The sequence below is a fragment of the Psychrobacter sp. NPDC077938 genome (genome assembly GCF_044542635.1).
Classification (GTDB): Bacteria; Pseudomonadota; Gammaproteobacteria; order Pseudomonadales; family Moraxellaceae; genus Psychrobacter.
The window spans coordinates 226936-250213 of record NZ_JBITUW010000006.1 but is presented as its reverse complement, the minus strand read 5'-3'; the positions used below and the strand labels follow the sequence as shown (position 1 = coordinate 250213).

The 23278-nt window shown below is 43.0% G+C and carries 21 protein-coding genes; 12 read left to right on the top strand and 9 right to left on the bottom strand.

Translation table 11 applies throughout. The features are described 5' to 3' along the window. From ACIGBM_RS11675 to ACIGBM_RS11665, 3 genes are all read left to right on the top strand, one after another. The coding region (locus ACIGBM_RS11675) for a TRAP transporter large permease subunit (RefSeq protein ID WP_397477558.1) at nt 1-204 on the top strand (204 nt) is incomplete at its 5' end. A gap of 240 nt (nt 205-444) precedes the next feature. Further along, nucleotides 445-1497: a 5'-nucleotidase gene (locus tag ACIGBM_RS11670; protein WP_397477855.1), complete on the top strand. Its 1053-nt coding sequence runs from the start codon at nt 445-447 to the stop codon at nt 1495-1497. A 40-nt stretch (nt 1498-1537) separates the two neighbouring features. Next, nucleotides 1538-2143, top strand: coding sequence for a rhomboid family intramembrane serine protease (locus tag ACIGBM_RS11665; RefSeq protein ID WP_397477854.1), 606 nt, complete (start codon nt 1538-1540; stop codon nt 2141-2143). A gap of 57 nt (nt 2144-2200) precedes the next feature. On the opposite strand, the gene ACIGBM_RS11660 is transcribed toward ACIGBM_RS11665, so the two are convergent. The 3 genes from ACIGBM_RS11660 to ACIGBM_RS11650 form a co-directional block, all read right to left on the bottom strand. Continuing rightward, complete coding sequence (locus ACIGBM_RS11660) at nt 2201-2749, bottom strand: hypothetical protein (RefSeq protein WP_397477853.1); 549 nt, start codon at nt 2747-2749, stop codon at nt 2201-2203. Between the two features lie 169 nt (nt 2750-2918). Next, nucleotides 2919-4787: a sodium:solute symporter family protein gene (locus tag ACIGBM_RS11655; RefSeq protein WP_057761858.1), complete on the bottom strand. Its 1869-nt coding sequence runs from the start codon at nt 4785-4787 to the stop codon at nt 2919-2921. Between the two features lie 3 nt (nt 4788-4790). Beyond that, nucleotides 4791-5051 carry a DUF4212 domain-containing protein gene (locus ACIGBM_RS11650; RefSeq protein WP_057761855.1) on the bottom strand — a complete coding sequence of 87 codons (261 nt, stop codon included), beginning with the start codon at nt 5049-5051 and terminating at the stop codon, nt 4791-4793. A 773-nt stretch (nt 5052-5824) separates the two neighbouring features. Here ACIGBM_RS11650 and ACIGBM_RS11645 point away from each other — a divergent pair. Beyond that, nucleotides 5825-7321 (top strand): sodium:alanine symporter family protein, encoded by a 1497-nt coding sequence (locus tag ACIGBM_RS11645; RefSeq protein ID WP_101205299.1) that lies wholly within the window; start codon nt 5825-5827, stop codon nt 7319-7321. Nucleotides 7322-7457: 136 nt separating this feature from the next. On the opposite strand, the gene ACIGBM_RS11640 is transcribed toward ACIGBM_RS11645, so the two are convergent. Beyond that, nucleotides 7458-9095 carry an electron transfer flavoprotein-ubiquinone oxidoreductase gene (locus ACIGBM_RS11640; protein WP_057762658.1) on the bottom strand — a complete coding sequence of 546 codons (1638 nt, stop codon included), beginning with the start codon at nt 9093-9095 and terminating at the stop codon, nt 7458-7460. 551 nt (nt 9096-9646) lie between these two features. On the opposite strand from ACIGBM_RS11640, the gene ACIGBM_RS11635 reads away from it, so the two are divergent. From ACIGBM_RS11635 to ACIGBM_RS11620, 4 genes are all read left to right on the top strand, one after another. Then, on the top strand, nt 9647-10444 hold the full coding sequence (locus tag ACIGBM_RS11635) for a DUF1285 domain-containing protein (protein ID WP_397477852.1): 798 nt from the start codon (nt 9647-9649) through the stop codon (nt 10442-10444). A 209-nt stretch (nt 10445-10653) separates the two neighbouring features. Then, a complete protein-coding gene (gene murI, locus ACIGBM_RS11630; RefSeq protein WP_101205301.1) occupies nt 10654-11643 on the top strand; it encodes a glutamate racemase in 990 nt (329 codons plus the stop codon). Between the two features lie 171 nt (nt 11644-11814). After that, nucleotides 11815-12825, top strand: a complete 1011-nt coding sequence (locus ACIGBM_RS11625; RefSeq protein ID WP_397477851.1) for a DUF4062 domain-containing protein — start codon at nt 11815-11817, stop codon at nt 12823-12825. A gap of 201 nt (nt 12826-13026) precedes the next feature. Then, complete coding sequence (locus ACIGBM_RS11620) at nt 13027-13326, top strand: hypothetical protein (protein WP_057761845.1); 300 nt, start codon at nt 13027-13029, stop codon at nt 13324-13326. Nucleotides 13327-13443: 117 nt separating this feature from the next. On the opposite strand, the gene ACIGBM_RS11615 is transcribed toward ACIGBM_RS11620, so the two are convergent. From ACIGBM_RS11615 to msrA, 4 genes are all read right to left on the bottom strand, one after another. After that, nucleotides 13444-14904 carry a lytic murein transglycosylase gene (locus ACIGBM_RS11615; protein ID WP_397477850.1) on the bottom strand — a complete coding sequence of 487 codons (1461 nt, stop codon included), beginning with the start codon at nt 14902-14904 and terminating at the stop codon, nt 13444-13446. 227 nt (nt 14905-15131) lie between these two features. Then, nucleotides 15132-15845 (bottom strand): DUF1499 domain-containing protein, encoded by a 714-nt coding sequence (locus ACIGBM_RS11610; protein WP_397477849.1) that lies wholly within the window; start codon nt 15843-15845, stop codon nt 15132-15134. A gap of 52 nt (nt 15846-15897) precedes the next feature. Beyond that, the gene (tmpT, locus tag ACIGBM_RS11605; protein WP_397477848.1) at nt 15898-16590 is read right to left on the bottom strand and encodes a thiopurine S-methyltransferase; all 693 of its coding nucleotides are present in this window, start codon (nt 16588-16590) and stop codon (nt 15898-15900) included. A gap of 178 nt (nt 16591-16768) precedes the next feature. Further along, nucleotides 16769-17290, bottom strand: a complete 522-nt coding sequence (msrA, locus tag ACIGBM_RS11600) for a peptide-methionine (S)-S-oxide reductase MsrA (RefSeq protein WP_397477847.1) — start codon at nt 17288-17290, stop codon at nt 16769-16771. A 260-nt stretch (nt 17291-17550) separates the two neighbouring features. On the opposite strand from msrA, the gene cmoA reads away from it, so the two are divergent. From cmoA to ACIGBM_RS11585, 3 genes are read left to right on the top strand one after another with little or no spacing between them, the layout of a single operon-like run. Beyond that, nucleotides 17551-18348, top strand: coding sequence for a carboxy-S-adenosyl-L-methionine synthase CmoA (gene cmoA / locus ACIGBM_RS11595; protein ID WP_397477846.1), 798 nt, complete (start codon nt 17551-17553; stop codon nt 18346-18348). 50 nt (nt 18349-18398) lie between these two features. Next, a complete protein-coding gene (gene cmoB / locus ACIGBM_RS11590; protein WP_397477845.1) occupies nt 18399-19445 on the top strand; it encodes a tRNA 5-methoxyuridine(34)/uridine 5-oxyacetic acid(34) synthase CmoB in 1047 nt (348 codons plus the stop codon). Nucleotides 19446-19479: 34 nt separating this feature from the next. Continuing rightward, nucleotides 19480-20607 carry a DUF1176 domain-containing protein gene (locus tag ACIGBM_RS11585; RefSeq protein ID WP_397477844.1) on the top strand — a complete coding sequence of 376 codons (1128 nt, stop codon included), beginning with the start codon at nt 19480-19482 and terminating at the stop codon, nt 20605-20607. A gap of 166 nt (nt 20608-20773) precedes the next feature. Here ACIGBM_RS11585 and ACIGBM_RS11580 read toward each other — a convergent pair whose 3' ends face one another. Further along, the gene (locus ACIGBM_RS11580; protein WP_101205310.1) at nt 20774-20992 is read right to left on the bottom strand and encodes a DUF2788 domain-containing protein; all 219 of its coding nucleotides are present in this window, start codon (nt 20990-20992) and stop codon (nt 20774-20776) included. Nucleotides 20993-21370: 378 nt separating this feature from the next. On the opposite strand from ACIGBM_RS11580, the gene argS reads away from it, so the two are divergent. Continuing rightward, entirely contained in the window at nt 21371-23200 is a 1830-nt protein-coding gene (gene argS, locus ACIGBM_RS11575; RefSeq protein ID WP_397477843.1) for an arginine--tRNA ligase, read from the top strand. The last annotated feature ends 78 nt before the right edge of the window (nt 23201-23278 follow it).

The following is a 23278-nucleotide window of genomic DNA, read 5'->3' as shown; positions in this document are numbered from 1 at the left end:
TTTGGCATCATTGCGGTATTGACGGTGGAGCTTGGTTTGATTACGCCGCCGATGGGGATGAATATCTTTGTGATTAAGGCGATGGCACCGCACATCAAGCTGAGCGATATGTTCCGTGGGGTGGCACCATTCATTGTCTCTGATGTGATTCGTTTGGTTATTTTGGTGATGTTCCCTGCGATCTCGCTTGTGCTATTGGGGTAGGCTGAACCTAAACTTAAACCATAGCTTATAGAGTTATTGTATGAAGCCATATTGCTAATAAAGCAGTGTGGCTTTTTTATTGGCTAATACTTTTTCCAAGAATGAAGAGAAGGATATTTTAGAAACTTACAATTTGCGATGCTGCGTGATGGTAACTTTTCTTAGTGTTATAAAGGCTTATGAATGTAGTAAACTGGTTTTCATTCATTTTCCTATATAACCTTATAAGTAGAGATAGTCATGGCTGTCGATTTTAGTAATACGCTCATCGTCGCAATTTCTGCGACGGCACTTTTTGATTTGACTGAGTCAGAAAACTATTTGCTAGAGCTGCTAGAGCAACGACCTACAAGTGCTATAAAAGAATTTAGGGAGTACATGACCGAGCGTGAAAATGATTCCTTGAATATCGGTGCAGGTTATCCGCTGATTAAAGCGTTACTAAACCTAAATAAGTATTCTGATAATAGTGATGGACGAGATTCAGACATTGAAACACCATTGGTCGAAGTCGTGATTGTCTCAAAAAGCAGCCCAGACACTGGTATTCAGGTGCTTAATGCAATTCTAGAACATGATATCAATATCTCCCGTTCTGCTTTTATTTCAGGTAGCCCTGTTGCGCCTTATATCAAAGACTTTAATGTTGATCTGTTCTTGACCACCAATCGCGACGATGCCCAGCAAGTTGCGGATGCCAATATCTGTGCCTGTGCCATATTAGATGCGACGCCTGTCAATACTTATGAATTGGATACTGAGCAGCTGCGCATTGCCTTTGATGGGGATGCGGTGCTTTTTGATGATTCAGGTGAACTGCTATACAAACAAAAAGGGCTACGAGCTTTTCATGATCGTGAAGTACAAATGCGTGATTTGCCGATTGAAAAAGGCCCTTATGCTGAATTATTGATTAAATTATCAAATCTGCAAGAGCGCCTCCCTGCTGGTCTTAAATACTCACCAGTAAAAATTGCGCTGGTGACCGCGCGTAATGCACCAGCTGACTTACGTGCTATCAAGACACTACGAGAATGGGGCGTGAATGTTGATATGGCGTTTTTTTTGGGAGGATTAGAGAAAACAGCAGTACTCAGAACATTTGCACCACATATCTTCTTTGATGATTCCATCAAGCATATCGACGCAGCACGTCGTTTTATTCCTACGGCCTTGGTTCCTTATCATTCGACGTCATTATTGCATGGTGATAACTATCTCACGGCTGATGAAGATGCATCACTATTATCGTTCAAACCTGCTGTGCACCCATTGTTTGCTGTAAATCATTAAATAGGCATAAAAAATCTAGATAATAAGGATAGGTTGGTATATGAATTGGCAGCAATTGCTTCACTTAATTGTCGTACGAATAAAGCAGGTCATCGGACTGTATGCTTTTGTGCTTATACCGATGTGGGGTATGTTTTTTCTAAATAAAGTGGCCTTATTTGGTATGTGGAATATCTTTGGTATCGTGCCACGTGCTTTGGATGTGGGTAGTATGATAGGGGTATTTGCTTCGTGGACCATGCATGGCAATTTGTCGCATTTGACTGGCAATACGGTGACGCTATTGCAGATTTTGTTTTTGTTTGGACTGTTTGAGAAGAATGCTTATCGCACAGTGATTAAACTGGTGGTCGCCTCAGGACTGGTCACTTGGATTATCGGGTCGCCATCTTCTATCCATATTGGCGCATCAGGGCTTTGTTTTGCAATGTTAGGTTATATGATAGGCGGAGCTATATTTGCGCGGCGCTGGGGTTATCTGATTGCTTGTATCGTCATGGGAACTGGTTATTGGCTGACCATTAAGCAAGGATTGATGCCGCAACAAGGTATCTCGTTTGCGGCACATTTTGGTGGTTTGTGTGCGGGGCTATTGCTGGGCGCCAATTCAAAGCATACTTATTCAGCCGCTTCTCAACGCTATTAAACGCAACTGGATGTCAGTATTTCATGAACCAGCATTATCATACTAAGCATTATTGGATCAGACGCTTTCATCAGTACAGATTTTGATAAATAAAGGATCATCTGTAGTCAGCTCTCGCCATGCAGTGGTCTGTTTAACATGTTCATCCACCGTCAGTGTGCTACCTTTTTCTGGTATCACATAGTCCGCTCGTGCAGGAGTAGTGCAGTCTATTACCTGTAAAATCTTCTGCACGCTTCTGCGTCTTTCAAACAAATACAAATTAACTAAGTGCATGTCTGGATTGTCAGCATGCATGCTAGCATTTCCCGTATCGGCAGCGATAAAACGTAATATTTGTGGTTTGATATAAGACCACGGACGAAACCATTCTGTACTTTCGGCAGTTTTTATGACCTCAACACCATCTGGCAGCTGACGGACTTGCTGACCGTACCAGTTGTATTCTTGATGTACCTGAAACCCAAAAATACCAATCGCAGCAAATAGCGGGATCAGCCACTTTGGCGCGCGCTTACCTGACAGTTTACAGAGGTGAGTTATGATAAGTGCTAGTCCAGCCATGCCAAATGCAGCAGCTATGGTAGCGATAAACTCAAAAAGCATAAAATATTCCTTAATGCGCTAGGCACTTTTAGTCAGGTATGTTCAATTGGACAAAGCAAAACCATCATCTAACTATTATTTTAATAAGTATTAGATAAAAAATCACTCACCAGCAGTGGCTGCCAGTGAGTGATGTATAGTAACAGAAGACATATCATCATTCGTCAGATTAATGGTCGACCGCACCGCCTGCACCGCGTGGTGAGCGAACGCTTTCAACCAACTCTTGAATGTGTAGCGGTGGCGCTTTGGTTGCATAAGAAACAATGAATGCAACGATAAAGTTAAGCAGGGCACCAATCACACCGAATGATAGTGGTGAGATACCAAATAGCCAGTACTCTGCTGTATCAGGGAAGTTGGCAGTACCGCTGATGAAGAACCAACCTTTGAAGACGAAGATGTAAACCAAGATACTAATCAAACCTGTCAACATACCGGCGATAGCGCCAAGGTTGTTGATACGTTTTGAGAAAATACCCATCATTAGTGCAGGGAAGAGGGACGCACCAGCGATACCAAATGCCAATGCAACTACCTGTGCCGCAAACCCTGGTGGATTCATACCTAAATAAGTAGCAACCACAATCGCAATACCCATCGTGATACGTGCGACCTTGAGCTCTCCTTTATCAGTAATGTTTGGATTGAGGTTTCGTTTGATTAAATCATGACTAATCGCTGACGAGATAGCGAGCAATAGGCCAGCAGCAGTTGATAATGCAGCGGCTAGACCACCTGCAGCGATCAAACCAATTACCCAAGATGGCAGTTGTGCAATCTCTGGGTTAGCCAATACCAAGATATCAGCATTGACGTCGAGCTCGTTACCAGCCCAGCCTGCATCTGCAAAGCGGCCATCAAGTTCTAGGTCATGTGCAGCACGTGCTGTTTCAACCGCAGTTGTTGCAGCGCCTACATCACCGCCTTCAGTCTGTGCATTGGTCAGTGCTACTTCTGCAGCGCCCAGTCCACTATCGTTGTACATCTGAATACGACCATCGTTATTAAGGTCAGTATATTTGATCAGGCCAGTATCTTCCCAAGTTCTCATCCAGTCTGGACGTTGATCATAGTCGATGGCAGGCTCTGCAACACCTTGTGGGTAGATAGTATCAATCAGGTTTAAACGTGCCATTGCGCCAACAGCAGGTGCTGTGAAGTACAATAGTGAGATAAATACTAATGTCCAACCAGCCGTCCAACGTGCATCGGCAACTTTAGGAACTGTGAAAAAGCGAATAATAACGTGAGGTAGACCAGCCGTACCAATCATAAGTGATAAGGTGAACAGCACCATGTTTAGCTTGTTAGGTACGTCAGCCGTATACGCTGTGAATCCCAAATCGGTCACGACTTGATCAAGCTTGGTTAGGATAGGCACACCAGATTCGATATGGTTTGAAAATAGGCCCAAACCTGGAATTGGATTGCCGGTTAATTCAAGTGAAATAAAGACAGCAGGAATGGTATAAGCAATCATCAGAACCACATACTGCGCAACCTGCGTGTAGGTAATCCCTTTCATACCGCCAAGAACTGCGTAAAAGAATACAACAACCGCAGCAATAATAAGACCTGTGTTGTTATCTACTTCTAAGAAGCGTGAAAATGCGACCCCAGCACCTGTCATCTGACCGATAACGTACGTGGTAGAGGCAATAATCAAACAAACCACGGCAATCATTGCAGCCGTTTTTGAATAAAAGCGATCTCCAATAAAATCCGGCACCGTGAACTTGCCAAATTTACGTAAGTAAGGCGCCAGTAGCATGGCTAGTAGTACATAACCACCTGTCCAACCCATCAAATAGGTTGATGCGCCATAACCGCCAGCAGCAAGCAAACCTGCCATAGAAATAAAAGATGCCGCACTCATCCAGTCAGCAGCTGTCGCCATACCGTTAACTACTGGATGTACACCGCCGCCCGCCACATAGAATTCACTGGTTGTCCCAGCCCGAGCCCAAATCGCAATACCAAAATACAGAGCGAAAGATAGGCCTACGAAAATAATATTAACTAAATACTGACTCATGGTCTATTCCTCATCTACGCCATATTGTTTATCTAACTTATTCATACGCCATGCGTAGAAGAAAATTAAAATGATAAACACTCCTATAGAGCCTTGCTGAGCAAACCAAAAGCCCAAGTCAGTGCCGCCGACTTTGATGCCGGCTAAAAGAGGACGCAATAAAATAGCAAAACCATAAGAACATAGTGCCCAAACTACTAGGCTACCTAAGATGAGACGGACATTGGCACGCCAATAACCGGATGGATCGTTATGATCTTTCATAGGACAACTCCTTTTGTCTTCCCTAAAAAATACCAACAATATAAAAAGAACTGCGATTATTTCTTACAACAGAAGGATAAAAAATAATCAGGTACTGCTTTATATAGTGAAAACGATGATGCGTGATAGTACGTTTAATGCTCGGTAGTTCTTTACTTCAAATAAAAGTAGTTAACTATTTAAGCATCGCATTGACTTAAACCATCGAATGGCAAAAATAACGTTTCTTGAGGAAGACAGAAGGGTGGACTATCCAGTGTCTTTTTAACAATCTCGTCTTCCTGACAAGAGTTTTAATCTTTTTAACGCGCTAACCTATTGTACAGCTTGATAGCTTCTTGTACTGCTTAATAGTTTCGATAACCGTAAAACAGGCTAAACGGATATAGAATTTATATTAGCACGGTTTAATAAATATAATTGCAAACTACTGCGCATGAGTAATAATTAAATTACTAACAATTAGTTTGTTTGGCATTCATTAAAAAACCTAACGTTACGGAAACGGTACGGCAACCGTGTAATTTGTGCGATTAAATTATCACTTAATCTATTCTATATAAGCTGAAACATAAGCATTATTTATTTTAAAAATAATTATATGAAGTCGATAAGTAAACGTGATGGTCACATGTCGCTCAATATCTATATCATGCACGTGTCTTTTTGGTATCAGGTATTTTGCACAGAGGCTTATATAGTCCATCGCCATCAAAATATGATATCGATATGAAACTTAAGTAACGCGTATAAAGAATGAATAAGGAGCCCATATGAACGAAGGGATAGTAGGTTGGTTTAATAACATCGTAAATTATGGTGTCGGTATTATCTGGGGTAACAATGACTGGCTGATTGCTAGCAACCCTTGGTATGGATTACTGATGTTCTTACTAATTGGTGCGGGTCTTTACTTCACCGTCGTGACACGTTTTATTCAGTTTCGTCATTTTGGTCATATGTGGAAGTTGCTACGCGTGTCCAATCAAGGACGCAAAGATGGTGGTATCAGCTCATTTGAAGCATTGATGACGTCGCTGGCCGCACGTGTTGGTACTGGTAACTTGGCAGGTGTGGCAATTGCCATCTATTTGGGTGGACCAGGTGCTGTATTCTGGATGTGGATGACGGCACTGGTCGGTATGTCGACCAGCTTTATCGAGTCAACCTTAGCACAGGCATATAAAGTACCGCACAACGATAATGTGTACCGCGGTGGCCCAGCTTATTATATCGAAAAAGGTCTAGGCAAACGCTGGCTTGCCGTGTTTTTCTCATTATGTTTGTTAGTGGCCTTTGGCTTGGCGTTCAATGGCGTACAATCCAACACCATCGCTCAAGCGACTAATGAAGCCTTTGGTGTGCCAACGTGGATGACAGGTTTGGTATTGGTAGTACTGGTAGCGCCAGTGGTATTCGGTGGTTTGCGCTCAGTAGCTCGTATCGCGGGTAAAATCGTACCAGTGATGGCCATCTTGTACATCTTGCTAGCGCTATTCATTATCGTGACTAACTTTAGTCAATTCCCAGCGGCGATCGCGTTGATTGTAAAATCAGCATTTGGTTTTGAGCAGGCGGCAGGCGGTGTCATCGGTTATGGTATTGCGCAGGCAATGATTAACGGTATCAAACGTGGTTTGTTCTCTAACGAAGCAGGTATGGGTTCAGCGCCGAATGCTGCAGCAACGGCAAAGAGTCATCCTGATCATCCAGCAGTGCAGGGTTTTATGCAGATGCTAGGTGTATTTATGGATACCCTTATCATTTGTACCGCGACGGCGTCGATTATTATCTTGTCTGGTGTGGTCGATCCTAATATCGAGCAAGAAGGTATTCAGTTAACTCAGCTAGCTTTATCACAGTATGTCGGTGACCTAGGTGTGGTGTTTGTGGCGATTGCGATTTTCTTCTTCTCATTTACGTCTATCATCGCCAACTACAGCTACGGTGAGTCAAATCTTGAGTTTATCTCTGGTGCCAAAAACGCCAAAGTGATGATCATGATTTTCCGCTTCCTAGTATTAGGTATGGTATTTATTGGCTCTGTTGCTAGCCTACCTGCTATATGGAACTTCGCTGACTTATCTATGGGTCTAATGGCCTTGGTCAACTTAGTGGCTATTTTGCTCTTGTCTCCTGTTGCGTTAAGAATACTACGTGACTATGAGCGTCAGGTAAAAGAGGGTAAAACAGGCGATCAGATTAAGTTTGATCCTGATAACTTTGTAAAACTCAGAGATGAAGCCAACCGTGACGCTTGGACAGACTAAGTAGCATTGATTGGTAAAAGTTGCTTGTTCTAAGCATTAAAAAACCGCCTTTCTCTTACGAAGAGAAGGGCGGTTTTTATTGGAGCGCAGTTTTAATGATATTAACTGTACCAGCTCAAATCAGAATTATCCTGATTTACATGTTTGGATAGTTAGGACCACCGCCACCTTCTGGCGTTACCCAGGTGATGTTCTGTGAAGGGTCTTTGATATCACAGGTCTTACAATGCACACAGTTCTGCGCATTGATGACAAACTTAGCGCCTTCAGCGTCTTTGACCACTTCGTATACACCCGCTGGGCAGTATAAACGTGCAGGCTCAGCGTACAACGGTAAGTTGATTGAAATAGGTACCGTTGGATCAGTAAGTTTTAGATGCGTTGGCTGATCTTCTGCATGGTTGGTGTTAGAGATAAATACCGACGACAATTTATCAAATACTAACTTACCATCAGGCTTAAGATAGGTTGGTTGATAAGCATGATTAGCACGCTCCAACTGATCGTAATCTGGGATATTGTCATGTAAAGTGAATGGCATTTTACCTTTTAGCAAGTTGTGCTCGATAAAGGTGAAAGCGCCGCCCATGAACAGACCCATACGGTGAATCGCAGGTGAGAAGTTGCGCGACTCATAGTTATCTTGATACAACCATGACTCTTTGTACATTGTGCTATAAGCAACCACTTCATCATGCTGACGGTCAGCTTGCAGCGCCTCAAAAATAGCTTCGGCTGCGAGCATACCTGACTTCATCGAGGTATGCGTGCCTTTGATTTTTGCTGGGTTTAAGAAACCAGCGTCATCACCTACCAACACGCCACCCGGGAAGGTGAACTTCGGTAATGAGTTTAGACCACCTTTGGTCAACGCACGTGCACCGTAAGAAATACGCTTACCGCCTTCTAAAACATTTTTGATAACAGGGTGCGTTTTCAAGCGCTGCATTTCATCAAATGGAGACATGTAAGGATTGTGGTAAGACAAATCAGCCACAAGACCAAAGCTTACTTGATTGTTTTCATCAAAGTATAACCACCAGCCACCAGTAGAGCCAGTTTCAGTCAATGGCCAGCCAAGACCATGCATAACAACGCCTTGCTCATGCTTTTCAGGCTCAACTTCCCATAGCTCTTTTAGACCGATACCATAATGCTGAGGATCAGAGTCTTTATCTAGATCAAAACGGCTGATTAAGCGTTTGCCTAAATGCCCACGGCTACCTTCGGCAAAAATAGTATATTTGGCAAGGAGCTCATAACCAGGCTCAAAACTTGGCTTGGCTTCACCATTGGCGGCCACACCCATATCACCCGTTAACACACCTCTGACCGAACCGTCGTCATTGTATAAGATGTCATCGGCAGGGAAGCCTGGGAACATCATAACTTCAAGCTCTTCTGCCTGTACGGCTAACCAACGAACGACATTACCTAGCGAGACAATATAGTTGCCGTCGTTATGCATCGGACCTGGAATCAAAGAGTCAGGCACTTTAGTTGAGCGTGTGGCAGAGTTCAAATAATAGAAACGATCTTCTGTCGCTGGCACGTTAAGCGGTGCGCCTTTTTCTTTCCAGTCAGGGATTAGCTCATTTAGAGCGCGTGGCTCGATGACTGCGCCAGACAACGTATGGGCACCAAACTCAGAGCCTTTTTCGACCACACAAACCATAAACTCATCATTACCAGCTTCAATAGCGAGCTGGCGCAAACGTATGGCAGCAGACAGACCTGCAGGTCCACCACCAACGATGATGACATCGAACTCCATTGATTCGCGTTCGACTTCAGGTTCCGCGGCAACTGGCGCTACGACTGGTTCTGCTTTATCTAGCGTTGCGGTCTCTGTCGCTACTGGTGCGTCAGCATTCACAGTATTACCATCGATAACTGGCGTTTGATTGTCTTGCTCTTGCATACCTACTCCTAAACTTTTAGTGGCTTATCTCAGGGCATCATTAGCTTAACAACTGAATAATAGACTTGCGGCGCTAACGTCACTCAGACATATGGCTGCCCGATAAAACTGTCTTTGCGGCATCAATTGACCCGTCATGGTTAATACCAATTTATCTAAGGATATCAACGCATAACGTAAGATGTGTCATCAATACAACACCCACTTGACCATTTCAATAAAAAATCGTTACTCATTATAAAAGAAAAGTCCTACAAACACGATACGCATTTATGAGTATCGATGCTAAGGTAATGTTAAGAAAATGAGGTTGTTATAACGATAAAGTTTCATCATACCTGAAACAAAAATTTATAGTAATAATAGATAAGCCAAACTTTGAATACTAAATAAAGGAATTAATAATGAATAACGATAATAACAGTACTGAAGACAGCAATGAAAGAATAGCGGAAGCCCCGATCAGTAAGACTTCTAGCCTAGATAGCTTAGATAATTTGGATGCACTAAGCCAGTATATTAAGTCTACGAAAGGCACTCGCGAAGGGCGTGCGATACCACCACTTGAAAAATGGCATCCTGAAGATATTGCTGATATGGATTTGACTATCAAGGCAAACGGAGAGTGGTGGCATGAAGGCGGTCAAATGACCCGTGAGTCATTGGTCAGCTTGTTTGCCACGATACTATGGAAAGAAGAAAATAATGGCACTACTGAGTACTTTTTAAAGACCCCTGTACAGAAAATCCGTATCCAAGTTGAAGATGCACCACTTCTTATTAATGATGTCGGTATTGTCAATGAAGATGATATGAGTTGGTTGGAGTTTACAACGACGACAGGAGATGTGGTTCGCTTAGACGATGAGCATTCGATTGTATTAAAGGCGTATAATTCTAATAAGAGCGATTCTAATGACAGCGACTTTAATAACAGCGACTTTAATAACAGTGACTTTAGTGAAAGCGATCAAGCGAATCAAGTGAGTACAGCTGACGATGTTGCAGATTCTCAGGAATTAGCGTCTACAGAACAGGTACGCCCTTACATGATAGTTAGAAATGGATTAACCGCACTTATCGGGCGTAATACTTTTTATCACCTAACTGAAATTGGAGCGTTATCAGAAGACAATGGCAAGACGATATTGACGCTACAGAGTGGTGGTCAGTCTTATTCGTTATCGATGCCTACTGATTAAGTATTATGTTTATCTATTAATTGCTGTACGCCGATGAATGCTATAATTTTATAATGTCGCTTGATTATCTATTGGGTTGAAAAATTATTATCGTATAAAGGTAGTCGATAGAGAGCCGATGTAGAGTAACGCCATACACGCAATATATATAGCGCATTTAATAGGGTAATGAGATTGATGAGTAATATAATAATGGCATTAGCATAAAAATGGATATCAAAAACCAGACAGTCGAAAAACTCAGACCGTGTGTCGATATATCTGTTGATCAGAGTCTCAAAGCTATTGATCTAGTAGATGTCAATAAACATGCTGGTAATACAGTTGTAAGCGATAAAAACCGTAGCGCGCCCATTGGCGTGTTTGATTCTGGTGTTGGCGGTTTGTCTGTTTATTTGCATTTAGCACAGCAGCTGCCTACTGAGCGTTATGTATATTATGCCGATACGCTAAATGTACCTTATGGTAATCGTGATAGCGAAGATATTGAAGCACTAACGCTAAAGGCTGTAGAGTGGTTACATCAGCAAGGCTGTAAGCTGATTGTTATTGCTTGCAACAGTGCCTCAGCATATGCGCTAGATACTGCCCGACGCTGCTATCCACATATACCTATTGTGGGACTTGTCCCTGCATTAAAGCCTGCAGTATTGGCCAGTAAGAGTGCTCATGTAGCGGTGCTAGCAACCAAAGCGACTTTGAATGGCACCTTGCTAAACGATGTCATTGTCAATTTTGCTAAACCTAATAACACAGTAGTCACTAAGTATTTTGATCCGCAATTGGTTCCTTGGGTAGAAGCAGGTATGTCAGAACAAGACGAGACAGCTGAAAGATTACGTCAACAGATACGAGTATTTGCTAATGAAGGTGTCGATCAGTTGGTGCTGGGATGTACGCATTATCCATTTTTTAAGACATTCTTGTTAGATGAGATTGTGCAGCAGCAGCTATCAATACAAGTCATTGATTCTGGTCAAGCGATTGCTGAACGGGTTAGACAGCTATTGATTGCAAACAACTTGTCTGCATCATTGATGAGTGAAAAACGAGAAAATCTGTCACAAAAAACTAGTAATAAAAATACCATTACTAGACCGCCATTAACTTTTCACGCCACTAAATATAGTGATAGACTATGCGCTTTAGTTGAGCGCTTACTCGGTACAGAAATGGCATTGCAATACTACTCTCACTAGTTATCATCAAAGCTAGTGATATCAATACGCTGTATGCAACGCTGACTCAGTTAAAATAAATTGAGTGCATCTTTTCAAGCCAAGAGTATGCTAGGCTGAGCAAGACAAGATTTTTGTGTTCTATTTTACATCCTATCCTTTTTATGTCACGACCTACGCTTAGAGGTAATTGTGCCGAATCGTCGCTATCATATTCATATTATATGCGCTGACAACGACCAGTTGTTGGTTCTAGACAGCTTAGCGATATTTTTTCAGGCACGCGCATTTCTGACCTATGATGTTTCTAGTAAATTATCTAAAGCCTCTTTTTATGGGCGCCAGTGTATTGACTCTTGTGATTACGCAGTCATGATCGTTGGTGACAGCTACGGAACTGTGCAAAAAAACGGCGTTAGCCAAATGCACTTAAGTTATCTAAATGCCAAAGCGAAGCTTAAGCCGCTAATTGTTCTGGTCAAAAACCACTCTCAAGACGCCGTCATCAGCCGACAACTTCAAGAATTTATTAAGTTAGTCACCAAGCAAGATAATCAACTACATTACTATGATACGGAAGAAGATATTGAGCCATTGCTAGTACAGGCTCATTATAATGCCGTCGCCAATAACAAAATGGTAGGTGGCTGGGTCAGAGCGAATGATGAAGAGGATACTACTAGTAAAAAGGTCGTGTATGAGAAGCCAGTCGATGTATTACCTAGTACTACCGAGGTAGAGAAAAACAGTCCTGATGAAGAAGACTTTATATCGGATAAGGTTAGTGAGCCAATTGAGTTAACGGAGTTTTTTGAGATTCAATATAGTGCTCAGGCTTATGAGGGTGGCAATCTAACGGACGTAACCAGATCACTCACACTCTCGTGGCACGAGATACTCATGACACTCATGAGAATACCGTCTACTTTTTCGAGCTATGGCTTGCAAAATGCCATCAATCGTTTGATTACCGCTAAAGCGGAAGTAGACATTAAAAAAGAGATGCCAAACGTTCATGCTGTCTCACGCTGCCAAATCTCTCAAGCTGATATCAATAATTTGCAACGTAAGCTAGTCGGTGCAAACTGGATACAACTGATGACTTATGGCACGCGGGTATCACAAGAGCTATGGAAGCTTACCTTCTACGCAAAAAACCTACTGCAAAATCATACCTCAAATACGAATAAACAAGACGAGTAATTATTCGCTAGCGTGCTCAATAATAGCCATCTAAAACGTCCACTCTGGCATCACGACTACGTTTTGTAATACAAAGCATACGTGCAATGCTTGTGAATATTCCTCAGACCCGTAATAATGAAGTCAGTCAGTTAACTATGCTAACAACGTTGGCTATTTGAGAATGACAACTATAATATTAATAATTAGGGAGAGCGTACGATGAGCAATGCTAAAAATGACGAACTAAAGAGAGAGATTGATGGTCTAGAAAAGTCTATGCATGATGCTGATCAGTTTCATACGTTAGAAGAGCAAGTAGCAGATATGAAACGCCGCGGTATAGATCCTAGCAAAGCCTACAAAGATTTAGACAGTAAAGCAGAAGATGAAGATTGGGGCGATGCGACTTGGAAAGAAAATGGTAAGTGGGAGCCAAAAACGGCAGCCGATTTAGACGACAAAGCTCGTGAAAATTGGAATGGTGATAATGGTCAGCCTAAGCCACCACCTATTGTTTAGATACGTATTTTGAGTCAATTAGATAAGTTCTATTAATAACTATCTATAAATAGAAAAGCCACGCTACTATTAGCGTGGCTTTTTTGATGCGTCTAAATAGCATTACTTATCTTGCTATTATGAACCTTGGTCTATACGAACAAGCTTGATAGTGCCATCGGCATCAGTAACGCGGCGATAACGTGTATTGCTAGAAGTTGAGGGGCTCACTGATGGCTGAGATGAGTAGCTACTAGGAGCAGTCGTTTGCCGCTGAATTAATTGTCCCATGCGATCGGCAGGTGCAGGATTCAGGGGCTGGCTGTTTGCAGGCTGGCCGTATTGAGTTTGACTCGGCGCTGCATTGCCAACGATGGCGCGATAGAACTTCTGGCCTGCGCGTCCGTCAGCTGGGAAAATACCGCGACTAGTCTGGTATTGTTGGATAGCGGTACGAGTATTGTCTCCGATGATGCCATCTACACCACCGATATCATAACCGGCATTTAACAACGCTTGCTGAATGTCTTTGGCCTGCTGGCGGCTGATACCAGGATCGTCGGTCGGCCACGCAGTGATAAAGTCTGTTTTGCTGCTGTCTTCGCGAGTGATTAGATCTGATAAGTGTGCGATAGCCAGCGCGTAGTTTTCTGATGCGTTATAAGAGTAGAAAGTGTCGAAGTTTTTACCCACTAAGAAAGCAGGGCCTTCCATCCCAGCTGGTAATAACAAGCCTGCACTGCTCAAGTCATACGGTAGCGGACTGCCATTAGCTAATGTCAGGCCTTGGTCGCGCCAGTGGCTTATCGACTTTTTGTCTTTGCGATTAGAAGCAGCCCAGAACCCATCAGGTAGTTTGACTTCATAACCCCAAGGCTCACCAGTACGATAGCCGCGATTGTCCAAGAAGTTTGCGGTAGAGGCTAGTGCATCAGGTACGCTATTGACCAAATCGCGACGTCCATCACCATCGAAATCTACTGCCAACTCTAAGAAAGTACTCGGCATAAACTGCGTCTGTCCAAAGGCACCTGCCCATGATCCTGTCATATCATTTGGTGCGATATCACCGTTTTGCACAATTTTTAGCGCATTGGCGTACTCACCTTGGAAATAGCTTTGACGACGATCGAAACAAGACAATGTCGCTAAAGACTCAAATAATGGTTTTTTACCTAGCGTTTGACCAAAGTTAGACTCTACGCCCCAGACACCGAGCACATGCTCAGCTTTTACGCCATAACGCGATTCGATTTGACGTAGAGTCGAGCCCCATTGGCGTTTAGCTCGGATACCGTCCTCGACACGCTCCTTGTCTACCAATGCTGATAAGTAGTCCCAGACGTCTTTTTGAAACTCTGGTTGATAATTCAGTGACTGAATGACACTAGGATCAGGCTGGCTTGGGCGATAGTTATTAAAGGTATAACCATCAACACCGCTAAATTTGCTAGAATTTTTTAGATTGTCCAAGCACTGCTGAAACTCGCTATTGGATAAATCAGGTGCTGGCGGCTGCGCGGCTTGAGCAGTGGTAGCAAGGCTGATGCCGACAGCAACACTAAGCAGCGACAAAGTAGAGAGTGGAGTCAAACGCATGAAAATATCCTATAAACGTTAAAATAGTTATCGAAAGGCAAAAAGTGATATTAACGTAGAGTAACCAATCTAAACAGTAAAGAAAAGCTGTCGAAGTACCAAGGTTATAAATGGTTACGATAAATTGACGCTGCCGTGAGATTAGAAGAGGATTTCATAGAGCTGAAAATGCAAAGCGTTAAACAGTATTTCAACTCGAGGACTATTCCTTAGAAGGTAGAACTTGTTTATTTGGCTAGCACACTATTTAGTTCTTCTATAAAGCTATGAATACGCGCCGCATTTTTGCCCAAATCACTCTGTCCAACTCGTGACTTACTGCGAATATCAACTAAGCGCTCGCTATCGTTGTCAGTCACACGAATGATCACATCATCTTTGAAACCAAACCAAGCAGTCGTCTCTGTTGCTTCGATGATGCCTTTGTCTACATCAGTATTTACAAGCTCCCACCCTAAATTCTCAATGGCTTGGTTAGATGCCTCAACCAATTCAGGCTTTGACTGAGCATAGGTCAATGTCTGCAAATCAGGATAGGCAATACGTTGTTGTTCAGCCACTTCTGCACCTGCGTACGCTACGGGATTTGGTGCATCTGCACGTAGTGGAGCAGTCGCGACAAACTCAGGCGGATTCACCAAATCGGTAGAAATATCGTGAATAGGCGGTACATTTTTAGCCGTATTCATCATGCTGAGCGGGATAGCGATTGCAGCGACAGCAAATACGGCTGAGGCTAATGCGCTCCCAAGACTGGCTGTATTGCGTTTAAATAATAGCTGTATAGCCAACAATACCAATGCTGCGATACCAGCAAATAACCCAAATTTAAACCCTGCAAACGCAGTGCCTAATTCTACAACGCCAAACTTATACAATGGGCCTGCCAGAGCAACTAACAGAATTGCAATTACACTCATTAGACTGACTATCATTTTCATTCAATTTCTCCGTTGCGACTTAGCAGTGTATTAAAGGTTATATGAGTTTGGTTCATTTATTGCTCAATAGCCAAACCTGTTCTGTGACGGTGATATCAGGTGCAGAACCTATAGAAGAAGGCACGCTTGCTAGCTCATAGATTTGGTAGTGATCGCCGTAATATCGCTCTAGTTGTTCGTTATTAATAGAGAAGGGTGGTCCATTCTTTTTACGCTGATCGTAATTTAGCGTGAGTAAAAGCTGAGGTGTTATTTCATTGTTAGCACCATTAACTTTACTGTTATCGCTACTAAGTTTCCGCACTTGCTCACTATATCTCACACGCATATCGTCTGGTAGGGCGATTAATGCCGCTTTATCATATACTGCATCAATATAGCCAATATCTTTAGCGGTCAGTGCAAAGATATCAGCAACCCATAAAGTGATGATCTGTCCCGACAACTGGCCTTGATAGTATTTAATCGCTGGATTGTCTGCCTGTTGATAGACAGTAGGTTGGATGTTTTGCTCAGCAAAAAACTCTTGTACGGCTGTTTCGACCAACTCAACGCCCACCACGTCATAGCCTTGCGTCGCTAGCCAAACCATATCGATAGATTTACCACAAAGCGGCACAAAAATGCGGCTACCCGCAGTTAGATTGAGGCGGTTAAAGTACTCAGTCAGCAATGGATTGACCGTAGATTGATTGAATCCAATGCGACCTTCTTGCCAACGTTTTTGCCAAAATTCAGGGTTCATACTGCAATCCTCTATCTGCAAGTTTCTATATATAATGTTCTAATCTTTATCTGATATATAAAAGGGATAACTAATAAAAAGCCAAACACCTATAGTATAAGTGTTTGGCTGGTATCTAACATTAGGCTAAGAAATCTTTTGAATAAATAACGTTTTATTCAATTTAGCTAACCCTCATTTAGCTAACCATATATTTGCTAAATTCTTTACGCAGTTTGGCAAGCTTTGGCGGTATTGCAAAGTTGCAATAAGCTTGTCCTGGATTTCTGTTGAAGAAATCTTGATGTGAGTCTTCTGCTTGATAGAATTCGACGGCAGGGTGTACTTCCGTCACCACATTGACACCCATATTGCGTAACTTATTGATGGTACGATCAACGGTCGGTTTTTGACTGTCTTCGGTGTAAAAGACCACGCTGCGATACTGACTACCGACGTCATTGCCTTGACGATCCATCGTGGTGGGATCATGCGTGGCAAAGAAGACATCGAGTATTACTTCTAAGGGGACGATAGACTCATCAAATTCGACTTTGATGACTTCGACATGACCAGTCGTACCACTACAGACAGCTTCATAATTGGCAGAGACAGCATCGCCGCCCATGTAGCCTGAGACGACAGATTGCACACCTTTTACCGATAAAAATACAGACTCGGTGCACCAGAAGCAGCCGCCACCTAATACGATCGTTTGCATAATTTTTTCCTATTATTATAAATATGGGTTAAGCGCTATATTTGGTAGTGATGCTCTCGTTTTTCAATGCTTCTTTCAAACGTCTCATTACCCTTGGCACTATTTATTCAGCTTAGCAGGCAAGCCAAAGGCGATAAGTAACAAACAGTAATGTTATAATGGGCTTTTGCTATCTTACTTCTTTATCACCTGATAATGACAAGCAAAACTACCAAGCAAAAACTACCAAGTAATTCTTAATTTCAGTTCTATTCTAAAAAATGAGTCGTCCCATGAGCCAATCCCAGCCTGCTATCAAACATGACACCCTATTTGATAAACCGTTTACCACGCCACTGGATAAGGCCGCACGCTTTTCATTTGATGAGCAAGTGGTGGCTTGTTTTCCTGACATGATTCGCCGCAGTGTACCCGGTTATGGGCAGGTACTGGCGATGCTGCCTATATTCGCCCGTCGTCATTGCAAGTATCGCCAGCAGAGCGATAGTGGTCAGCGCGTTAGTCGTGTTTATGACTTGGGCTGTTCATTGGGTGCAGCCAGTATGACGCTAGCTAGTGAGTTCGACCCACAAGACTTACAGATTAAAGCAATTGATATTTCGCCTGCGATGACAACCGAAGCTACGACGTTATTGAGTGAGAATTATCCTGAGCATGACATCGAAGTGATCACAGCAGATATCCGCGATATTGAGCTTGAGCCGTGCGACATGGTGATTCTAAACTTGACGCTACAGTTTTTGCCAGCTGCTGATAGGGTAGCAGTACTAGAGAAAATTTATGCGGCATTGAGTGAAGGCGGCATATTGGTACTGACTGAAAAAACCCATGCCTTTGATGAGCAATATGATGCGTGGTTAGTAGAGCGTTATTACGACTTTAAACGTGCCAATGGCTATACCGAAATGGAAATCAGTGGCAAGCGTAATGCGTTAGAAAATGTGCTGATTACTGACACATTAGATGAGCATCATGCACGGTTAGATCAAGTTGGGTTTGCGCGTCATCTGACATGGTTTCAGTTTTTGAACTTCGTCTCTATTGTGGCGTTTAAATAATCCTTACTTTTAACACAGTTATTTCTTAATCAATACGGTAACCTGCTTTTATGCTCAACGACACTATCATCAACGCCGAACGCGAATTATATCTAACTCTACTAGAGTTGGCACAGCAGCAGCCAAACGCTTATGAATGGCTCAAACGATTACCAACATGGCTAGGTGATATAAAAGACAAAGCTAACTATGCGCATGCGCCTGCCTACCAAGCGTCAGTCGCTCGTTTGCCAAACTTAGCTGTCAATCATGTCGATCTAAACAGCGATACTTTGACGATTGAGGCAAGTCTAAATGAGTCTCAGCGCAAGCAAACAATGGCACTATTAAAGCAGTTGATGCCATGGCGTAAAGGGCCATTTCAGATTGGTGGTCAAATCGGCGATGATGAGTCAGGTATTAAGATTGATACCGAGTGGCATAGTGATTGGAAATGGAAACGTGTTGCGCCGCATTTAAGTAGATTGGACGGTCGCCGCGTATTGGATGTGGGCGGTGGCTCCGGTTATCATGGTTGGCGCATGGCAGGGGCTGGCGCGGATACCGTTATTATTATTGATCCGTCATGTTTGTTTTATCATCAGTTTATGGCGATTCGTCACTTTGTTGGTGCCGCAGACGCTAGTGATGCGGGCAGCTATCGGACGCATTATATTCCTGTACCGCTTGAAGCGTTACCTGAGCACAGTCAGCTGTTTGATACCGTATTTAGCATGGGCGTACTTTATCATCGTCAGTCACCGTTTGAGCATTTACAACAGCTTAAAGGACAATTGGTCAAAGGTGGTGAGCTGGTGCTTGAGACGTTGGTGGTTGAAGGTGATGCTAATACTGTACTAGTACCGCACGACCGTTATGCGCAGATGAATAACGTCTATTTCTTGCCATCGGTGGCGGCATTAATTGGCTGGTTAGAGAAAGCAGGGTTTTCAGATGTGCGCTGCGTCGATGTGGCAGTCACCTCGACTGAAGAACAACGACAAACCGAATGGATGACTTATCATTCGTTAGCAGATTTCTTGGATCCTAATGATTCTACTAAGACCGTCGAAGGATATCCTGCTCCCATGCGTGCGACTTTGATTGCCAAAAAGTAGCGTTGATGGTGGTAGCTAATATAAGGAAAGCATTATGAAGACATCAAAGACTTTGATTGTAGCTACCATCAGCTTGCTATCGCTACCTGCTATGGCAGGTTATGGGGATGTATCCGAAGGCTGGGGCTTTGTACAAGACGACTGGCAAGTGGTTTGTGATAATACGCGCACTTGTCGAGCTGCTGGATACGCTAGTGAAGCACTCATAGATGAGCCTGCCTCAATATTGCTCACAGCATTGCCAAAAGTAGCTCTACCAAAAGCGCAAATTCAGTTTGTCTCAGAAGTGCCGCTAGATGATCTTAAGCCTGCTGAGCTTTGGCTAAACAATAAAAACTATGGACTGCTGCAACCCAATAAAGAAGACAGTCTACTATACGACTTGTCAGCCAAGCAGACCCAAGCACTGCTTGATCATGCTCGTATAGCGACCAAGATAGCGATTAGAGCGGGCGACAACCACTGGCAGATCAGCGATAAAGGCATGTCGGCAGTATTGCTCAAACTAGACGATGTACAAGGTCGAGTAGGGACGCCGATAGCATTGGTCAGTAAGCATAATCTAAATCGTCAACGTCCTAAAGTAGCTTTGCCAAAACCAATCATTCAAAAAGCATTTGCATATTCAGCAAAAGACAACAAAACACTTGCTCCATCAAAGCTGGCGTATTTTCAGAAAAATATTGATAACTGGGTCGATATTAACGATGAGCAGCTTATAGGGTCCAAAGACATAATGGGCGACTGTGAGCTAATCAACCCAAAAACTGAAACATATCAGCGAATGTCAGAGTATGGCTCTACGATGCTTGGTTGGGATTTTATACCGGTTGATGATAGCTATACGTTAGCCGCGCATAGTTGCTGGCTAGGCGCTTACAATTCCAGTAACGGCTATTGGCTCATTGATAATGCAAAACCTAGCAAACCTACGCTTATCACGACAGCAGGAAATGATTATTTTGATGGTGAGATTTCCGCTACTCACAAAGACCGAGGTATCGGTGACTGCTGGAATCGTACTACATGGACGTGGAATGGTGAAACGTTTGCTAAGAGCGAAGAGTCTAGTACGGGCATGTGCCGAGGTTTTGCTGGTGGAGCGTGGGACCTACCAACGTATGTGAGTCAGGTCATAAAAAATAATACTAAGGCTCAGTAGCTTCTTTTATTTAGAAGACTTTGATTTGAGGGGCTTTGATTCAAAAGACTTTGATTTAAATGACTGACACCTTATCAAGCGCAGCAGTCATAGGCTGTATATTACGTTTTTAGTTTTGCTACTTATGTCCTAAGCGATATCAAAGGATAGTGATAAAAATGGCCAATTAGATTAACCATTTTTTGAAAGCGACTTCCATGACTATCTTAAGGATAAAACCAACAGAACCTGCGCCTAGGGCTAAGAATATCCAAAAAGTACCAGCGCGCCCAGCTTCAGACGTTTTAGAGATATCCCACATAATAAAAAACAAGAAAGCGATGAATATCGGCAACAAGACGTACAGTCCCCAACTGGTGACAGTACTGGCGGCAATAGCAAACATGGCGTAATCCTATAATAGAGTAGTAACGCGTCTTCTATATCTTAGAAGAGCCGTACAAACCATTATTATAACGTGGAAGCAGTCAGGTATAAACGACTGCCCAGTATTGAGCAACAGTAACGCTACAATTCCTGTTATGAGTTATTTATCAGTTTTGGATCATTGATATTAGTCAGCCCAAATCCTGATAACGGTAAGATTTTAGTGCTAATTTTGGCGCAAATGGTGCAATAAAGCGCAAAGATTGTTATATTTACAGGTTACTTATCTTTTTACATTATTCTATCCCTGCAATGTCGGTCGCTATTATAATAAGCCGTTATCGATTGCTCGCATTCGCACCGTTTTTGTTGTTTATTTAATTGAGTTCAAATTCTTATGTCACAAGCCCAAATTGATACGCTTGCATCCCTATTTAACGATGCAATTCAAACCCTACAAGCAGATGGTACGCTACCAAGCGATTGGCAAAACAACAGTCAAATTACCCGTACGAAAGATTTAAGTCACGGTGATTTTGCCAGTAATATCGCACTAACGGCAGCGAAAGCAGCCAAGGCCAATCCGCGTCAACTTGCTGAAAAAATCGTCAGCGCATTGCCTGACAATCAAGACATTCGCCAAGTAGAAATCGCAGGACCAGGATTTATCAATGTATTTTTAAACTCGGAAGCTAAGTTTTCTGTATTGGACGATATTTTCACGTTGCAAGATCGCTTTGGCTTGAGTAATCAGTTTGACGGTCAAAAAGTTCAAGTTGAATTCGTTTCTGCCAATCCAACGTCAAGTCTGCACGTCGGTCACGGTCGCGGTGCTGCATTTGGCATGAGCGTCGCTAACTTGTTAGAAGCTATTGGCTATGACGTCACGCGTGAATATTATGTCAATGACGCTGGTCGTCAAATGGACATCTTAGCCACCAGTACATATTTGCGCTATCTACAGCTAAATGGTGAAGAGATAACTTTCCCAGTCAACGCCTATCAGGGTGATTATGTCAGTGACATCGCACAGACGCTAAAAACCCAGCATGGCGATAGCTACGTACATAGTTTCGCAGACGTTGCCAAAGATGTGTCAGAAGACGCTAAGTTTGAGATTAATGCTGATGGCGAAAAAACCGTTATCTCAGGTGATAAAGAAGCACACATTGATGGCTTGATTGCCAATAGTAAGTCTTTGTTAGGTGACAGCTACGCGTTATTTTTAAACGCGGCATTGAGCAGTATTTTGGCAGATATCAAAGACGACTTAAATGACTTTGGTGTGAGCTACGAGTGCTGGTTTAGCGAAAGATCTATCGATAGCGAGATTGAGCCTGTCCTACAGATACTAGATGACAAAGGCTACCTATACGAAAAAGATGGCAATATCTGGTTTAAATCGACTGATTTCGGCGATGAAAAAGACCGTGTGGTACGCCGTGCCAATGGCCAGTCGACGTATTTTGCCTCTGACATCGCTTATCATAAAAATAAGTTCGATCGCGGCTTTGATAAAGTCATTAACGTTTGGGGCGCAGACCATCATGGTTATGTCCCACGCGTAAAAGCAGCGCTACTGGCTCTTGGTATCGATGCAGAACGTCTAGATGTAGTGCTTGTACAGTTTGTCGCGTTATGGCGCGGTAGTGAAAAAGTACAAATGTCTTCGCGTTCTGGTCAGTTTGTGACCTTGCGTGAGCTACGTGCAGAAGTCGGTAACGATGCTGCACGATTCTACTATGTAGCGCGTAAGCCTGAAGTGCATGTAGATTTTGACTTAGAACTTGCCAAATCACAAAGCAAAGACAATCAAGTGTATTATATTCAGTACGCTCATGCGCGCGTTTGCCGCGTGTTAGAAAAATTGGCAACCTACGATTTGACCGTAGATGATGCCATTGGTTTGGCACATCAAGACTTGCTAAGTGCGCCAAACGAAGACGAGCTGATTAAACTGTTAGCAGGATATCCAGCGACGTTACTTCGTGCAGCGACTGGTTATGAACCGCACGTCTTGACCAACTACCTAAAAGAGCTGGCGGCATTGTTCCATGGTTGGTATGACACCAATCGTATCTTGCCAATGAGCTTGACGTCAGGTGAAACGCCAAGTCAGGATGAGCTAGACTTAATGCAAGCACGTTTGCGTCTGTCAAAAGCCGTTAGACAGGTATTGGCAAATGGCCTTAGTCTGCTAGGCTTGTCTGCACCGTCTAGCATGTAGTACTTTTCTAAAATGTGACATGAGTATAGACAGCTGATAGCATTAATTCGATGATGATAGTTAAATCCAGTAGGGAGA

Bases quoted from the DNA above. Each gene is read 5' to 3' on its own strand.
- murI (WP_101205301.1), top strand. From the start codon at position 10,654: ATGGATATCAAAAACCAGACAGTCGAAAAACTCAGACCGTGTGTCGAT.
- ACIGBM_RS11585 (WP_397477844.1), top strand. From the start codon at position 19,480: ATGAAGACATCAAAGACTTTGATTGTAGCTACCATCAGCTTGCTATCG.
- ACIGBM_RS11640 (WP_057762658.1), bottom strand. From the start codon at position 9,095: ATGGAGTTCGATGTCATCATCGTTGGTGGTGGACCTGCAGGTCTGTCT.
- msrA (WP_397477847.1), bottom strand. From the start codon at position 17,290: ATGCAAACGATCGTATTAGGTGGCGGCTGCTTCTGGTGCACCGAGTCT.
- ACIGBM_RS11655 (WP_057761858.1), bottom strand. From the start codon at position 4,787: ATGAGTCAGTATTTAGTTAATATTATTTTCGTAGGCCTATCTTTCGCT.
- ACIGBM_RS11580 (WP_101205310.1), bottom strand. From the start codon at position 20,992: ATGTTTGCTATTGCCGCCAGTACTGTCACCAGTTGGGGACTGTACGTC.
- cmoA (WP_397477846.1), top strand. From the start codon at position 17,551: ATGAGTCGTCCCATGAGCCAATCCCAGCCTGCTATCAAACATGACACC.
- ACIGBM_RS11610 (WP_397477849.1), bottom strand. From the start codon at position 15,845: ATGAAAATGATAGTCAGTCTAATGAGTGTAATTGCAATTCTGTTAGTT.
- ACIGBM_RS11645 (WP_101205299.1), top strand. From the start codon at position 5,825: ATGAACGAAGGGATAGTAGGTTGGTTTAATAACATCGTAAATTATGGT.
- tmpT (WP_397477848.1), bottom strand. From the start codon at position 16,590: ATGAACCCTGAATTTTGGCAAAAACGTTGGCAAGAAGGTCGCATTGGA.
- ACIGBM_RS11650 (WP_057761855.1), bottom strand. From the start codon at position 5,051: ATGAAAGATCATAACGATCCATCCGGTTATTGGCGTGCCAATGTCCGT.
- argS (WP_397477843.1), top strand. From the start codon at position 21,371: ATGTCACAAGCCCAAATTGATACGCTTGCATCCCTATTTAACGATGCA.
- ACIGBM_RS11665 (WP_397477854.1), top strand. From the start codon at position 1,538: ATGAATTGGCAGCAATTGCTTCACTTAATTGTCGTACGAATAAAGCAG.
- ACIGBM_RS11660 (WP_397477853.1), bottom strand. From the start codon at position 2,749: ATGCTTTTTGAGTTTATCGCTACCATAGCTGCTGCATTTGGCATGGCT.
- ACIGBM_RS11615 (WP_397477850.1), bottom strand. From the start codon at position 14,904: ATGCGTTTGACTCCACTCTCTACTTTGTCGCTGCTTAGTGTTGCTGTC.
- ACIGBM_RS11620 (WP_057761845.1), top strand. From the start codon at position 13,027: ATGAGCAATGCTAAAAATGACGAACTAAAGAGAGAGATTGATGGTCTA.
- cmoB (WP_397477845.1), top strand. From the start codon at position 18,399: ATGCTCAACGACACTATCATCAACGCCGAACGCGAATTATATCTAACT.
- ACIGBM_RS11635 (WP_397477852.1), top strand. From the start codon at position 9,647: ATGAATAACGATAATAACAGTACTGAAGACAGCAATGAAAGAATAGCG.
- ACIGBM_RS11670 (WP_397477855.1), top strand. From the start codon at position 445: ATGGCTGTCGATTTTAGTAATACGCTCATCGTCGCAATTTCTGCGACG.